Origin of the sequence: Micromonospora pattaloongensis (assembly GCF_900107255.1) — a bacterium.
Lineage (GTDB): Bacteria > Actinomycetota > Actinomycetes > Mycobacteriales > Micromonosporaceae > Micromonospora_I > Micromonospora_I pattaloongensis.
In genome coordinates, this window is the sequence record NZ_FNPH01000001.1 from 80,643 (window position 1) to 93,907 (window position 13,265).

Sequence of the window (13,265 nt, forward strand, 5' to 3'; positions counted from 1 at the left end):
AAATAGGCCATGCCGAAGGAGCACAGCTACGAAGTCCGGGTGACCTGGACCGGGGCGGGCGGGACCGGAACCACCAACTACCGCGCGTACGGCCGCGACCACGAGGTGACGGCGGGCGGCCCGCCCGTCCTGCTCGGCTCCTCCGACCCGGCGTTCCGCGGCGACCCGCAGCGGTGGAACCCCGAACAGCTCCTCGTCGCCTCCCTCGCCCAGTGCCACCTGCTCTGGTACCTGCACCTCTGCGCCACCTCGGGCGTCGTGGTCACCGCCTACACCGACGCGCCGCGCGGCACGATGGCCGAGACCGCCGACGGCGGTGGGCACTTCACCGAGGTCGTGCTCCGACCGGAGGTCACGGTCGCCGCCGCGGAGATGGCGGAGAAGGCCGCCGCGCTGCACGAGGCCGCACACCGGCTCTGCTTCATCGCCAACTCGGTCAACTTCCCGGTACGCCACGAGCCCGCCATCCGCGTCGCCCCGGCCTGATCTAGGTGTAACCGTCAGCGGCCGGGGTAGATAGCACGGGACGACGATTGGGAGGTTGACGACGATGGCGATGACCGACCGGATCAAGGATTTCATGCAGAGCCCGCGCGGCAAGAAGATGATGGACCGCGGGCGCGCGCAGATGCAGAAGCCGCAGACGCAGCAGAAGCTGCGGGAGCTGGCCCAGCGCGTCACCGGCAAGACGGGACCGCACCGCTAGCGGCGCGCCTGATCGTGCCGCATCCCGGACGCAGTCGTGCACCGCGACTCGTTCCGGGATGCGGCACGACTCCGGTCGGAACGACCGGGAAACCGCCGGTCAGCGTTCCTCCCCCCGGAGCGCGGCGTCCGGAGTAGACACCGCGCGCAACGCCTCGCCGAACTGCGCGGTCGCCACCTCGCGTGGATAACGGCGCTGCAGCTCCGCGTCCACCTCACCGGCCACCATCAGCAGCGACGGCAGCGACCTGCGCGCCGCACGGAACGCCACCACGCCCGTCGCCACCGCCTGCTCCAGTTCACCGGCTCGCGCGGCGACCGCCGCAAGCGTCAGCCGCGCCTCGGCCATCCGCATCGGCGACGACTCGCCGCCGTCCGGGCGCACACCGAGGCGCAGCACTTCGCGCGCGTGGTGCTCGGCGAGACCGTCGTCCCCGGCCAGCCGGTACGCGTCCATCTCGTAGAATTCCCACTTGTCCGGGTCGACCACGAAGTGGTTGTCCGGTCGATCGGGTCGCGGCATGGCATCGAGCAGCACGCGGCCCCGATCGAGCGTTCTGCGTACTCCCTCCAGGTCGCCCATTCGGGCACGCGCCTTGGCCTCCTGCGCGATCAGCTGCACGCCGACCGACTCGCCCGGCGCGACCGTCTGCCCGGTCCGCGCGGCGGCGACCACTGCCGGGTAGCGGCCCTGCGTCAGCGCGAACCACGCCGACAGTTCCCACGCCCAGCCGATGATCCCCGGATGGCGGGCCTCCTCACCCAGCTGCCGCGCAGCGATCCGTGTCGTCTCGGCACTGGCCCGCATTCCCAGGTCGTACTCGACGCAGCCCACCAGGAGTGCCAGCCAGCCACCACACACCAGCAGTTCCTGGTGTTCGCGCAGTCCGACCGGCCGGTGCAGTAGGCGCGCCAGCTCCCGCAGCCACGTCTGGCCCTCGGCGCGCAACTCGTAGGCGTCGCGCCACCCGTACTGACAGCACAGCTCCAGCACCGCGGCCTGAAGCCCCTCCAGCGTGGCCGGCGCGGTGTCGCTGGCCTGGATGCGCCGCAGCAGCTCCGCCGTTTCGCCGGGCCGCGTGTTGCGGGTCGCACTCGCGTCCAGATGCGCACACCCGATCAGATCGCCCCGCGCGCCCAGCACGGCATCCAGCCGCCGCGCGAGGGCTTCGGTGGGAGGCCGCCTGCCGGTCTCTACCCGCGACAGGTGGCCCTTGTCGCAGGGAACCGCGGTGGCGAGCGCGGTAAGCGTCATGCCTCGCTCCTCGCGGAGCGCCCGAACACGTTTCCCAAAGGCGGACACATTGAGTCCCCTCGTTGCCCGTACGGCGGGAGCGTCGATGGCAAGGCGCAACCAATCGACTGTGGCGAGCGTACCGCCGAGGCTGTGAGCCGGCGCACGTCTCGTGACGGAGCAATAACCGGAAGGTGCCCATCAATGCGATGCGTTCACCGCGTGGCCTGCGGCGCTTGCGCTGCGGAGCGGGCCTGCTTCGACCTCATCGAGGCCGAACGCGTCTTCGTCCGCCACCGACGACTGCCGGGGCGGACGCCAGGCTTGCCGGGTCGCACCGGACCGGATGGGCCATGCTTCGGATGGTTCCGGCAACGGTGAGGCTGCCGTGGGATCTGCGGAACCCACCGGCCGAGCCGCCGGAGGGCTGCCGCGACGGACAGCGCTGGCGTACCGCGCATGCGTGGTACACCGAGCACCAGCTTGAAGACGCCGGTTCACGATGCGCATGCGGTGAGGTTTGGCCATGCACGGCGCGGCGACGGGCGATCCGCGCGCTGGTGACGGCGTTCCTGCAGGCCGGCCCGGTCATGGTGCCGCAGTCGACGAGGGAAACCATCGCGTGCCGCTGGTGCGGTCGCGACGTCGTGCCGCATCCCGGCTACGGCTGGATCCACCCGTTCGACGGGCTGGTGACCTGCGATGTTCCGGATGACGACCCGTTGTCGGTCAGCGTCGCCCGCCCGCGCCCCGGCCCACACGTCACGACCGAGCGCCGCCGCCAACGCATCGAGACGGCGGACAACCCGCGGGACGTCGCCGATGACAGAAGCGCCCAGGGGCGGCCCCGATGAAGGGGACCCCTGGGCGCTTCTGGGACCGCTCCGGACGGCGGAGCCGCCCGGCGATCTTGCAGGTGGCGGTTACATTCGCGTGCCAAACTGCAAGATCGGCGCGGATCAGGTGTCAGGCCGCGAGGCGGCGCGGGCGGTAACCGATGGCGACCATGGCGACGCCGGCGACGACGAGCACCGCGCCGGAGAGCAGCATGGTCATGATGCCGGCGCCGGTCTTCGGCAGATCCGAGTCCCCGTCGGCGGCGGGCACGGTGACGGCGAGCTTCATCGCATGCGGTGCGCCGCTGGAGTCGACGCCCTGCGCGACCAGCGTGTGCGCGCCCGCCGGCAGGTCACTCGGGACCGTGACGGTCAGCTCGAAGTCGCCGTTGGCGTCGGCGGTCGCCGTACCCAGGTGGGTCGGGGTTGAGTAGATCGTGACGGTGACCGTCGAGTGCGGCGCGAAGCCGGTGCCGATCACGGTGATCGTGTCGCCCGGCGGGACCCTGTCGATCACACCACGGTCGGTGGTCAACGTCAGGTCGGTCGCCGGCGGGGCGGCCGGCGCGACCGGCGCGGACGGGATCACCGGCAGGGACGCGGCGCTCGCGGGCGAGACCTTGCCGTCGGCCGCGTGGGCGACGACCGTGACCGTGTACGGCGTGCCGGCGACCGCCCCGAGCACGCAGCTGGTGCCGGTGGTGGTGCAGGTGGCCGGGCCCGGGTTCGCGGTCACGGTGTAGCGGGTGATGCCGGCGCCGACGTTGCTCGGCGGCGTCCAGCTCGCCTCGATCGACGAGACCCCGGCGGCGGCGGTCACGCCGGTCGGCGCACCCGGCGCACCCGGCGCCGGCAGGGGCGGCACGGGGAACACGGGCGGCACGGGGATCACGGGCGGCACGGGCGGCGCGGCGGCAAGCGGGGTGCCGGTGACCGCGTCACTGCCGACCCTGGTGACGTCTTCCTTGTCGTAGGCGTAGACCCGGACCGTGTACTCCTGGCCATTCGTGAGGTTGGCGAGATCGCAGCTGCCCACGTCCGGGTCGCTGATCACGCACTCCGACTCGCCCGGGGCGGCGGTCACCAGGTAACCGCCGATGCCGTCGCCCCGGCTGACCGGCTCGGTCCAGGCCACGTGCAGCGACCGGTCGCCGGCAGTGACGGTCGGCGTGCCCGGCTTGCTCGGGGCCAGCGGCCCCGGCCGGGTGCTCGCCGAGGCGACCGTCGCGCCACCGCTGTCGTTCATCGCGGTCACGGTGACGGTGTACGTGTTGGCATAGTTGAGCGCGTCGAGGACGCAGCTCAGGTCCGAGATGGGCCCACACTCGATCTTGGCGTCGGTCTGGTCGTTCGTCGCGAACACCTCGTAGGCGTCCACGGCTCCGCCGGTGGCCGGCGCCGCCCAGCTCACCGCCAGGCTGCGCGGCTGCCGCTGCAGCTGAAGGTTCGTCGGTTGGCCGGGTGCCGAAACCGGGGCGGCAGCGACCGTGAACGGGTAGAACTCGGTACAGTAGCCGCCCTCCGAGGAGGTCACGCACACCCAGGCGTTGTAGTTGCCGGCGTCGAGGGTGACCGGGACGTTGTGCGAGCGCACCTCGGGCCCCACGTACTCCAGGCCAAGGGTGTCCATGCCCGACGCGTCGGCGATCCCGACCTCGTACTGCGTCACGCCCTCTGAGGGAGACGGGTCCCACGCGACGGTGACGTATCCGGACGCCGGCGTGACGGAGGTGATGACCGCCGGCGCGTTCACCTGAACCCGGACCGGCCCCGGCTCGGCGAGCGCGGCCTGCGGGCTCGCGGCGATCGGCAGCACGGCGGCCAGGAGTACGGCCGCGCCGATCGCGCGCCATCCTCGTCTGCGCACCCGTTCGGGCGCGGAGGAAACGTCAGTCATGGGGGCCCCTAATCGCCATCCGCAATGTGTGAGTAACAGCAAGGGAGATCGGTCGGCCCGTCCGGTTTCTTTGGGGAAAACCCAACTGCGGGGATCCTGCACCTGGTTCGCTACCCGCGGTCCTTACGCTGCCGCCCTTGCGATTGGCCGCCCGCGCGAGCCGCCTCGCGCAAAAGGGGCCCCGATCCGGCGATGCGGCTGGATCCGACCATGCGGGCGAGCGCGACGGCACCTGTCCGAATGAGTCAAGGCCGCTCACCGAGGCGGCATAGCGGAGCCCTCTACCATTGCGGTCACGGAACGATCGGTAGGAGATCGTCGTCGAGTCCGGTCTGGGGTAGTCCAGCGGCTGCGACGATGGCCTCGACGGCTTCCTCCATCGTGGTGGGCTCTGGGAGGACGAGTTCGTCGGGCCAGCCGAGGACATCGTGGGTGGCGTACCAGCTGCTCATGTCCTCGGCGGTGAACTCGGTGGCCTGCGGGCGCGTGAGGTGCCGGCGGAGGGTCTCGGGCAGGGACACGTCGAGGTAGCAGAACAGCGATCGCCCCCGGTGACCGTCACGCAGACCGGTGAGCATGCTGCGGTAACGGCTGCTGTGCATGATGCCCTCCAGCACCACGTGGTAGCCGTGGTCGAGCGCGAACCGGACGGTCTGCGCAATCAAAGCGGGTGCGGCGCCGCCGGGCCTGTCCCGCTCGCGCAGCACGATGCGGCGCAGGTAGTCCTGCTCGACCAGGGCGCAGCCCCGGCCGTGGCGACGCCGTAGCTCCCGCGCGATGCTGCTCTTACCCGAGCCGGAGTTGCCGCGGACGCAGACGAGGATCGTGTCCGGACTGCCAACGGGGATGGGTGCAGCGGGCACGGTGCCTCCTCGGGGTCAGTCGTTGCGCCGGCTCCCCTGCCACAGTGATGAGGTCAATGCCGTTCACGACGAGGACTCCTCGGTATCGACTGCCGTGGTTGTCGCGATGCGGTACGCGTCGGTGTGCCGGGCAGGCCAGCCGAGGAACCGGTCGAAAATCTCAGCGGTGCTGCTCGCCTCACTGGGGTTAAGCCGGTGCAGATCGTCGATCGCATCATGCAGGCAGCCAGCTGCCCACATCTGTTGCAGTCGGCACGGTCCGGTGCGCCGAGAGGCGACGCTGCTGCCCCGTCACCGGCGAACGCCCTCTCTAGGAGCACCCAACCGACCTGATGGGGGAACCCATGATCGCCGATATACGATCCGCCGGTGAATCGATCTTTCGCCGCCAGCCTGCTGGGCGCCACCCTCCTTCTTCCCGCTTGCGGCGACGACAAGCCGGAGGCAAGCCGGCCCAGCCCTGACCAGCACGGCCGCGGTGGTTGTGTTTTGCTGGCGCAACGGCTGGAGAAGAATGATCATGGCTGGATCCTGAACCTCGGTGTCGCGAGCCGGGCAGTTCATTCGACGGACCCCGCTGTCAGCGCCGCGGGCCACGAGTTCATGTTGGTCCTGAAGGAGGCTGGCGACCTGGATACAAGCACCGACGGCAAGGCGGACATGACGCAGGCCGAGGTGCGGATCGCCGACGCTCAGCAGAAGCTGATGACGGCGTGCCGTGATCTGCTGGGCGAACCGCCCTGGTCCTGACCAGCGCCGCCCCTGCCCTTTCCCCCCCCCACCGCCACGGACGGTCATCGCCCGCGAGCAGGTGCGGGCCGATCGAGAAGATCCAGGACGCGCTCGGGCACCTCGGACGGCTGGGGTGTGGAGAAGCCGTCGGCCGCGATCTTCGACCGAATGATCACCGAGGCGGGATGCCCGGCTGACCACCGGATCCGGGTTTAATGGCGCAATGTTGATACGCCGAGCGCCGGCGGTTGCGACCTTCATCGCCGCGGCGGCCCTTGTCATCGTCGCCGCGCAGGCGCCCGGCTGGCTCGCCGCGCACCACGACGCGGCCCCCGCCGCGGTCGTCCCGAGCCGGGTGCGAGACCCGTGGCTGTGGCAGGCGACCGTCGGCCAGCACCCAGTCGGCCCGGCCTCGGTGCTCTTCTTCACCGCGCACACCCGCTATTTCGAGTCCACAGGGGTCGTGGTCGGCCGGGACGGCGGCTACCGGCTGCTGCCAATCGGCGTGGGCGAGGGGCATGGGCTGCTCTCCCCTGACGGCCAGTGGTACCTGCGTCCCGGCACCGGAAGCCTTGTCGACCTGCGCACCGGCGACGAACGGCCTACGCATCGGCCGCGCCTGCACCCCCTGGCCTGGTCCCCGGACGGAAGACGGGTGCTCGCCACCCGGGACAACGACGACGCCGTGATCACGTACGGGCCGGACAATCACCAGCTCAACGACCCGTCGAAGCCGGACGATCTCCTCGCCGTCGACCCATGGACTGGCGTGGAACGGGTGTTGCCGGTCGGCACCTTCGCCAGCCACAGCGCGGCGGCCTGGTCCCCCGACGGGTCACTGCTCGCCGTGGCGGGCCCGGCGGACCCGGCCGCCCAGATCGCCGAGCGGGAACGGCTGGTGATGGCCGACCCCGCCGGGGGTGGGGTGCGCTGGCAAGTCGAGCTGGGCGAGCGGCGACGGCTGGCCGGCCGGAGCGCCTGGAGCCCCGACGGGCGACGGATCGCTCTGCTGGCATACGACGGCTGCGCCACCCGCTGCGCCGACACTGCCGAGATGCTCCGGCGCTCCTGGCGGATCGAGTTCCTTGACGCGGCCACCGGCCGCCCAGTCGGCGACGCAATCCCGGTCTCCGGCTCAGCAGTAGAGCTGGTCACCTGGCGAAGCGGCGACCCGGTAGTGAAGCGGCAGTCGCCGGAGGCGGACCACGAGAAGCGGCACACCGCTCTCACGGCGGTCTCCGCCCTCGGCGGGGAGCAGGTGCTACTGACCGCTCCAAACGGCGTCAGCGACCTTGTGGTGCCTGGCGACCTGCTGGACCGGGCCGCGTTCGGCGGTCCGGAGCCCCGTCCGTCTCCATTCGCCGCGCCACCGTGGATGTACGCCACGCTCGCGGTACCGCTGCCGCTCGCCGTCCTGGCGCTGGTGAGTTGGCAGCGCCGACGCTCAGCCAGCGACGGTGGAGATCGGGGACCGACGCACCGTTCTTGAATTCATGAGCAGGCGCTATCTCTGCGATTAGGGGCACCGGGCGGTATCCGGCGTACCGGCCGACTCGTCCGTCGGCCACCAGGCCAACCGGTTATTACATGGCGGCTGGCCTGCTGTTTCTTCGGGTGCCGCCGGTCGTCATCGGTCATCTTTGGTCGTCCTTCGACGCCCAGTCACGGCCCTTGGCCTTGTCCGACCTCTGACGACCTGACGACGGCCTGGGTATTTTTCCGCTGGCCTGAGGCTTGCATCTGGTACCTAGGTACGGGCTTACCGTCGTGGTTATGAGCGACCGACACGTCACGACGGATGACTCCTGGGTGCCCGATGCATGCACCCTGCCGACAGCTGAGCAGCCGCTGCGGCTCGCTGAGTTCGATCAGTTCTTCCGCGATGCGGTCCGGGGTGCCGACCGGCTGTCGGCACAGCATCTGCGGTTGCACCTCGACGCCGCGCAGCAGGTGGAGGAGACGGCGCGGGATCTGACGGCCCGTGAATCGTCCTGCTGCTCGTTCTTCGCTTTCGACGTCGCACGGCCTGACCCGGATTCCCTGACGCTGGACGTTCGGGTACCGGCGGCACACGTCGTCGTGCTCGATGCCCTCGCCGAGCGGGCGAGCTCTGCCCGGGTGCAGAGATGACCGGATCGGGACTGCGCAGCGGCCAGGTCGCTGAGGCGGCCGGGGTCAACTTGCAGACGCTGCGCTACTACGAGCGGCGGGGACTGCTCGCCTCCCCGCAGCGGTCGCCGGGCGGGCATCGGCTCTACCCGTCCGACACCGTCACCTTGCTGCGGGTCATCAAGACCGCGCAACGCCTCGGCTTCACTCTCAACGAGGTCGCCGATCTGCTCGACGCCGGCCGACACCAGCACGGCGGCCGACCCGACAGCGGCCTGCAGGCACGGGCCAAGGAGAAGCTCGTCGAGGTGGAACAGAGGTTGGCCGACCTCACCGTCATCCGTGACACCCTGCGCGCCGCCATCTCTGCCGGCTGCGACGACCTGGTCGCCTGCGCCGGCAGCTCCTGCTGCCCCCTGCCGTTCGCTGAACTCGCCGAAAGGACCAACTGTGCCGACACCTGTTAACCGGCTGCGCCGCCTGCTCCCCTCCGGCATGACCGGACTCGCAGGAGCCGCCTGCACCGCCTGCTGCGTCCTGCCACCGCTGCTGGCCGCCGGGGTACTTGGTGGCGCCGGCTGGGCCGCAGCCAACCGATTCATGCCTGTCGTCGCCGTCGCTCTGGCCGTGCTCGCCGGCCTTTCCTGGTGGTGGGCCAGCAAGCGCCGCCACACGACCGGCTGCGCCGGCGGCAACTGCTCCTGCGGGCAAGGCGACCAGAAGGAGCGCGAAGTGGTCACGGTACGGTCCGACGCATGACGGTTGCCCGCTCAATCCTGCTATTCCTGCTCGCCGCGCTCGCCGAAATCGGCGGTGCCTGGCTGGTCTGGCAGGGCTGGCGGGAGAACCGCGGGCTGCTCTGGATCGCGGCCGGAGTCATAGCCCTCGGCTTCTACGGCTTCGTCGCCACCTTCCAACCCGACCCGAACTTCGGCCGCATCCTGGCCGCCTACGGCGGCATCTTCGTCGCCGGCTCCCTCGCCTGGGGCATGGTCGTCGACAAATTCCGCCCCGACCGTTACGACCTCATCGGCGCAGCCATCTGCCTCGCCGGCGTCGCCGTCATCATGTACGCACCGCGCGCCAGCTAGGCGCCGCGCCTGGCGGAACGTATCGCCGCGAACCGTTCAGCAGGTTCACGCGGTGCTGCGCGCAATGCCCAGTCAGGCTGTTCGTGAGGATCGGTGATAGCGGGTCACGCAGATGCTTCCCTGGTCAGCCCGTCTGCCGTTGTCGGGGGCGTCGGCGTCAGCGGGTGGTACGGCTGTATGGCTGGCTGTACAGCCGAAGCTGGCTGGGGCGGCGCATGTCACACCCGGTCGATAGGAAGGACACATGAACGGGCAGCCGGGCAACCCACTCTGGTATCGGGCGGCACGGGTTCAGGTTCAGATGTACGACCCGAGCTGGCCCGAGCGCTATGCCGAGGAAGCCGAGCTGCTGACGCGCACACTTGCGGACTCGTTGCTTGCGGTAGAGCACGTCGGGAGTACAGCGGTGCCGGGCCTGGCGGCAAAGCCCGTTATCGACATCCTCGCGGCTGTCCGGGACTTCAACGGTTTCCCGGCGCTGGTGGAGCGCCTACAGGAGATCGGCTACACCTACACGTCTGAGTCCGAGGCAGACGACCCGAGCCGCCGTGTCTTCCGAAAGGGGCCAGGAGACGTCACCCGTCTCCGCTCGCATCACCTGCATGTCACTCAGCAGGGCAGCCACTACTGGCGTCGTGTGATCGCCTTCCGTGACTACCTTCGCGCGCACCCGGAAGACGCCGCCGCCTACGTCAGTCTGAAACGGGGCCTCGCTGCCCGACATGCCGCTGACCCTGGTCGCTACACGAGGGACAAGCGGGACTTCGTGAGGGAGATCGAGCGGAAAGCCGCTATTTTGCCCCCATCCTCTTGATAGGTGCCAAAGACTGCGGCGCTCGGTCGGGGTCCAGGGTGGCCGTAGGCCATCGGCGTGCCGACGCGCAGCGCCCTGCCGTCCATAGCGGCGAGGCCCTAGTCTCCGCCGGCCGTCGAACTGGATGAGCTGGTCGCCGTGGCGTAGGTTGCCGATGTGGCGTTGATCGACATCACCACGGTGGTCCGGGCGCCGGTGGAACACGTCTTCGACCTCTCCCTGGACGTCGACGCGCACACCGCCTCCATGTCTTCAGCCGGAGAGCAGGCAGTGGATGGCGTCCGGTCCGGTCGAATGGCCTTTGGCGAGACGGTTACCTGGGCCGCTCGGCACTTCGGTATCCGCTGGCGGATGACCTCCAGGATCAGCGCATACGATCGTCCCCACCGGTTCGTCGACGAGCAGGTCGCCGGGCCATTCCGCCGTTGGCACCACGAGCACATCTTCACTTGGGATGAGGCGAGTCAGGCCACGATCATGCGTGACGTCATAGACTTCGCCGCCCCATTCGGCGTGCTTGGGTGGCTGGTCACCAAGATCTTCTTGCTGCGGTACATGCACCGGTTGATCGAGGACCGAAACTCCTACCTTGTCAGGTCCCTCGCCAGCTAAGCCGACTTGCTCTGGCTTCGGACCTTGCACGACGCCGGCTCACGGGTTGACGGAAATAGGAGCGTCCACCTGCCGGCTGCCGGCCGTGTCGTACTCCACATGACGCGTCACGTCGTGGTTCCTCTTGGAGCGTGACACCCCGGTCCGGCTGTTGGTTACCCGCCGTGAACGCGGGCGAGCGGACGCGCTGGCGCATCCGCCTCTGCCAATGAGCGGATGCCTAATCTTGATGACCCACTTGCCAAACGATCGGTCGCGGCGGTCACACGGTCGCTGTGGGCCGTGTGCGCCAGGTCAGTCGCCGCTGTACCCCACGAAGTAGATCGCGTGCGGCACGTCGCCGTCATACCCGATCACGTAGCGGCCGCGCCATCGTTCAAGGCCAGTGAGCGCACTGTTCTCGATTGCTTCGGCAACCGTGGTCGCGGCCGGTCGCCGTGTACCGAACAGCTCGTCCAGTTCCTCGACTGGCACCGGTGCCACCATGTGCGGTGCCGAGGTGGCCGAGACCCCGGTCATGTCGATGATCGAGTGGGTGCCGGAGAACGGCTGCGACGCCAGCAGGGAATCTGGGTCTGTCACCTCAATCTGCGCAGCGCGCCACGCCGCTCGGGACATGCTGTCGTCCGGTTCCCAGCCGTCGTCCCCGAACGCATCGGCAATGCTCTCTCGAATGGCGGCAAGATCCGATGCGACATAGTCTTCTTCGCTCATCGACCGGGCCTGCCTGTTCGGCTCTTCGCGATAGAACGAGCCCCGCGCGTACGCCTCACGACGAGCTTGCTGCAACGCACGACCAAGATCCTGCTGATACGGCACCTGCCAGCTCCACGCCGATGCGCCCACGCTGTCCCCTTCGTCTTGTCACCGGGCAGGGAGCGTACTGGTACTGCCGCTCAGCCAACCTGTCATGCCGCTGACTACGCGCCTCTGACGGACCGTCGAATCCCCAGCGTCCAGCCGAGTAGTAACTCTGTGTAGCAGCGGCAGCCCATCGTGCGGGAACGCGTCACGCGTCACGTGAAGCCGATGTGTCACGCATCAAGTGGAGCCCGACATGCCGGCACACCTGCGCGACGCTGCTGCTGGCGGCGGGCGTGTCTCCACGAGTCGTCATGGACATCCTCGGCCACTCGCAGATCGCGGTGACCATGAACATCTACGGGCATGTCATGCCGGCCATTCAACAAGAGGTCGCAGGACACATGGACGCGGCGCTGGCCGAGCCCGAGACGCGTGACGACGTTGGCTAGTGACACCGTTGCTGTCGCCGTTGTTGTCACTCCCGCCGAAACGACATCCGGGCACCCACCTGTGATAGGTGAACGCCCAGAGGATTGTTGGTGCGCCGCCAGGAACTCGAACCCGAAACCGCGGATTAAGAGGACACGCGCACCGCCTTGGCCTGTCGCCACCTCGGAAGCCGTCCCCTGCTGGGTTGGCTCGCTGTATCACGTCGCTCGAACAGCACACTGACGCCCGCCAGCGTGAGCCACGCGCATCTGCCCGCTTCGTTCCGATCACCACACCAACGTACGGTGACGATGATCGGGTGTCATGCGGCGTCGGGTGGCGGTCGTCCACACAATGGCCCGGGAATGATTGACGTGCACAGGGGAATGCCCTATGCACGTCAATCGAATTGTTCCCGCTACGCCGTTTCTATGTAAGGAAACCGGAAGGGATTACCTCATCGGCCGGAAATCCATTCTTCGCTCGTGCACTTTTCGTTCGTGCCACCGGTCTGGATGGAACAGACCTGGTAGCTCGTGATGACGTACGGCCCGACGTTCGCCACACCGCAGCCGCCCGAGGAGCCGTCGGTGTCCCGCAGCGTGTGCTGCCGTCCGTCGTTCGGGTTGCTGGTGACGTACCGGACGAAGACGCCGCGGTCGTTCGCTGACGTGTCGCACGCGGAAACCGCCTGGTGGCCGCTTTCCACGCGCCCGTATCCGCCGCCGTCCGGCGGCGACATCTGGTGGGCGGACGCGAACGCGGGCGCGGCGGGCGCGGCCGCGATGAGCGCCGAAAATGCCGCGACGGTGGCCATTCGTTTTGCTGATCGGGTCTTCATGTCTCCCCAGGTGATGAGCACGCGATATGTGGCGACGCTGGCGATAACCGCCGTGCTGCAGCAGTCAAAACCCTAAGCCGTACGGTTCACACGAGTCAATCCGGTCACATCTGCGGCCCTTCTTCGCGCCCTCTGCCGTCGTCTTAACCTGCATAAACAATTGGCGTACGACTATCAGAGTGAAACAGGTCACATTGACAGTGGTGGCGGCTCCTACTGAGCGTGGTCACGGAATGCACTGGTGCCTCACGATGCGTAGACGCATCCGGCGCTGTCGGTGAGGATCCTGTGCGTCCGC

The 13,265-nt window shown here is 68.8% G+C and carries 16 protein-coding genes and 3 pseudogenes; 13 read left to right on the forward strand and 6 right to left on the reverse strand.

Annotation, left to right across the window (positions count from 1 at the left end; translation table 11 throughout):
- Positions 1-9 precede the first annotated feature (9 nt).
- Both BLW47_RS00430 and BLW47_RS24980 read left to right on the forward strand, forming a co-directional pair.
- Positions 10-486, forward strand: a complete 477-nt coding sequence (locus BLW47_RS00430; RefSeq protein WP_091549987.1) for an OsmC family protein — start codon at positions 10-12, stop codon at positions 484-486.
- Between the two features lie 64 nt (positions 487-550).
- Complete coding sequence (locus tag BLW47_RS24980) at positions 551-706, forward strand: hypothetical protein (RefSeq protein ID WP_175543453.1); 156 nt, start codon at positions 551-553, stop codon at positions 704-706.
- 99 nt (positions 707-805) lie between these two features.
- Here the strand turns inward: BLW47_RS24980 and BLW47_RS00435 are convergent, their stop codons facing one another.
- Positions 806-2,008 (reverse strand): NsdA family TPR-like regulatory protein, encoded by a 1,203-nt coding sequence (locus tag BLW47_RS00435; protein WP_091549989.1) that lies wholly within the window; start codon positions 2,006-2,008, stop codon positions 806-808.
- Between the two features lie 491 nt (positions 2,009-2,499).
- On the opposite strand from BLW47_RS00435, the gene BLW47_RS25460 reads away from it, so the two are divergent.
- Complete coding sequence (locus BLW47_RS25460) at positions 2,500-2,793, forward strand: hypothetical protein (protein ID WP_245736244.1); 294 nt, start codon at positions 2,500-2,502, stop codon at positions 2,791-2,793.
- A 112-nt stretch (positions 2,794-2,905) separates the two neighbouring features.
- On the opposite strand, the gene BLW47_RS00445 is transcribed toward BLW47_RS25460, so the two are convergent.
- The 3 genes and pseudogenes from BLW47_RS00445 to BLW47_RS24540 all read right to left on the reverse strand — a co-directional run.
- Positions 2,906-4,672, reverse strand: coding sequence for a fibronectin type III domain-containing protein (locus BLW47_RS00445; protein WP_091549991.1), 1,767 nt, complete (start codon positions 4,670-4,672; stop codon positions 2,906-2,908).
- A 293-nt stretch (positions 4,673-4,965) separates the two neighbouring features.
- On the reverse strand, positions 4,966-5,535 hold the full coding sequence (locus BLW47_RS00450; protein WP_245736245.1) for a kinase: 570 nt from the start codon (positions 5,533-5,535) through the stop codon (positions 4,966-4,968).
- A 63-nt stretch (positions 5,536-5,598) separates the two neighbouring features.
- Positions 5,599-5,775, reverse strand: a pseudogene (locus BLW47_RS24540) (hypothetical protein); the annotation flags it as partial.
- 129 nt (positions 5,776-5,904) lie between these two features.
- Here BLW47_RS24540 and BLW47_RS00455 point away from each other — a divergent pair.
- The 9 genes and pseudogenes from BLW47_RS00455 to BLW47_RS00485 all read left to right on the forward strand — a co-directional run bounded on the left by BLW47_RS00455 (position 5,905) and on the right by BLW47_RS00485 (position 10,893).
- Positions 5,905-6,285: a hypothetical protein gene (locus tag BLW47_RS00455; protein ID WP_139307121.1), complete on the forward strand. Its 381-nt coding sequence runs from the start codon at positions 5,905-5,907 to the stop codon at positions 6,283-6,285.
- Between the two features lie 96 nt (positions 6,286-6,381).
- Positions 6,382-6,480 (forward strand): annotated as a pseudogene (locus BLW47_RS24545) (haloacid dehalogenase); the annotation flags it as partial.
- A 10-nt stretch (positions 6,481-6,490) separates the two neighbouring features.
- Positions 6,491-7,756: a TolB family protein gene (locus BLW47_RS00460; protein ID WP_091549995.1), complete on the forward strand. Its 1,266-nt coding sequence runs from the start codon at positions 6,491-6,493 to the stop codon at positions 7,754-7,756.
- A 284-nt stretch (positions 7,757-8,040) separates the two neighbouring features.
- A complete protein-coding gene (locus tag BLW47_RS00465; protein WP_091552278.1) occupies positions 8,041-8,397 on the forward strand; it encodes a hypothetical protein in 357 nt (118 codons plus the stop codon).
- On the forward strand, positions 8,394-8,843 hold the full coding sequence (locus tag BLW47_RS00470; protein WP_091549997.1) for a MerR family transcriptional regulator: 450 nt from the start codon (positions 8,394-8,396) through the stop codon (positions 8,841-8,843). Before BLW47_RS00465 ends, BLW47_RS00470 begins: the two co-directional genes overlap by 4 nt.
- Complete coding sequence (locus BLW47_RS24550) at positions 8,827-9,135, forward strand: hypothetical protein (RefSeq protein ID WP_139307122.1); 309 nt, start codon at positions 8,827-8,829, stop codon at positions 9,133-9,135. Before BLW47_RS00470 ends, BLW47_RS24550 begins: the two co-directional genes overlap by 17 nt.
- Positions 9,132-9,467: a YnfA family protein gene (locus tag BLW47_RS00475; RefSeq protein ID WP_091550000.1), complete on the forward strand. Its 336-nt coding sequence runs from the start codon at positions 9,132-9,134 to the stop codon at positions 9,465-9,467. The genes BLW47_RS24550 and BLW47_RS00475 overlap by 4 nt, the downstream gene beginning before the upstream one ends.
- A 244-nt stretch (positions 9,468-9,711) precedes the next feature.
- Positions 9,712-10,281 (forward strand): GrpB family protein, encoded by a 570-nt coding sequence (locus BLW47_RS00480; RefSeq protein ID WP_091550002.1) that lies wholly within the window; start codon positions 9,712-9,714, stop codon positions 10,279-10,281.
- 156 nt (positions 10,282-10,437) lie between these two features.
- Positions 10,438-10,893, forward strand: a complete 456-nt coding sequence (locus BLW47_RS00485; RefSeq protein WP_091550005.1) for an SRPBCC family protein — start codon at positions 10,438-10,440, stop codon at positions 10,891-10,893.
- A gap of 294 nt (positions 10,894-11,187) precedes the next feature.
- On the opposite strand, the gene BLW47_RS00490 is transcribed toward BLW47_RS00485, so the two are convergent.
- A complete protein-coding gene (locus BLW47_RS00490) occupies positions 11,188-11,739 on the reverse strand; it encodes a hypothetical protein (RefSeq protein WP_139307123.1) in 552 nt (183 codons plus the stop codon).
- Between the two features lie 173 nt (positions 11,740-11,912).
- On the opposite strand from BLW47_RS00490, the pseudogene BLW47_RS00495 reads away from it, so the two are divergent.
- A pseudogene (locus BLW47_RS00495) lies at positions 11,913-12,146 on the forward strand (tyrosine-type recombinase/integrase); the annotation flags it as partial.
- Positions 12,147-12,583: 437 nt separating this feature from the next.
- On the opposite strand, the gene BLW47_RS00500 reads toward BLW47_RS00495, so the two are convergent.
- Positions 12,584-12,988 carry a hypothetical protein gene (locus BLW47_RS00500; protein WP_139307124.1) on the reverse strand — a complete coding sequence of 135 codons (405 nt, stop codon included), beginning with the start codon at positions 12,986-12,988 and terminating at the stop codon, positions 12,584-12,586.
- Between the last annotated feature and the right edge of the window lie 277 nt (positions 12,989-13,265).

Excerpts from the sequence above, each read along its gene's own strand:
- BLW47_RS00430 (WP_091549987.1), top strand. The coding sequence starts at position 10 with ATGCCGAAGGAGCACAGCTACGAAGTCCGGGTGACCTGGACCGGGGCG.
- BLW47_RS24980 (WP_175543453.1), top strand. The coding sequence starts at position 551 with ATGGCGATGACCGACCGGATCAAGGATTTCATGCAGAGCCCGCGCGGC.
- BLW47_RS00445 (WP_091549991.1), bottom strand. The coding sequence starts at position 4,672 with ATGACTGACGTTTCCTCCGCGCCCGAACGGGTGCGCAGACGAGGATGG.
- BLW47_RS00460 (WP_091549995.1), top strand. The coding sequence starts at position 6,491 with ATGTTGATACGCCGAGCGCCGGCGGTTGCGACCTTCATCGCCGCGGCG.
- BLW47_RS00465 (WP_091552278.1), top strand. The coding sequence starts at position 8,041 with ATGAGCGACCGACACGTCACGACGGATGACTCCTGGGTGCCCGATGCA.
- BLW47_RS00470 (WP_091549997.1), top strand. The coding sequence starts at position 8,394 with ATGACCGGATCGGGACTGCGCAGCGGCCAGGTCGCTGAGGCGGCCGGG.
- BLW47_RS00475 (WP_091550000.1), top strand. The coding sequence starts at position 9,132 with ATGACGGTTGCCCGCTCAATCCTGCTATTCCTGCTCGCCGCGCTCGCC.
- BLW47_RS00480 (WP_091550002.1), top strand. The coding sequence starts at position 9,712 with ATGAACGGGCAGCCGGGCAACCCACTCTGGTATCGGGCGGCACGGGTT.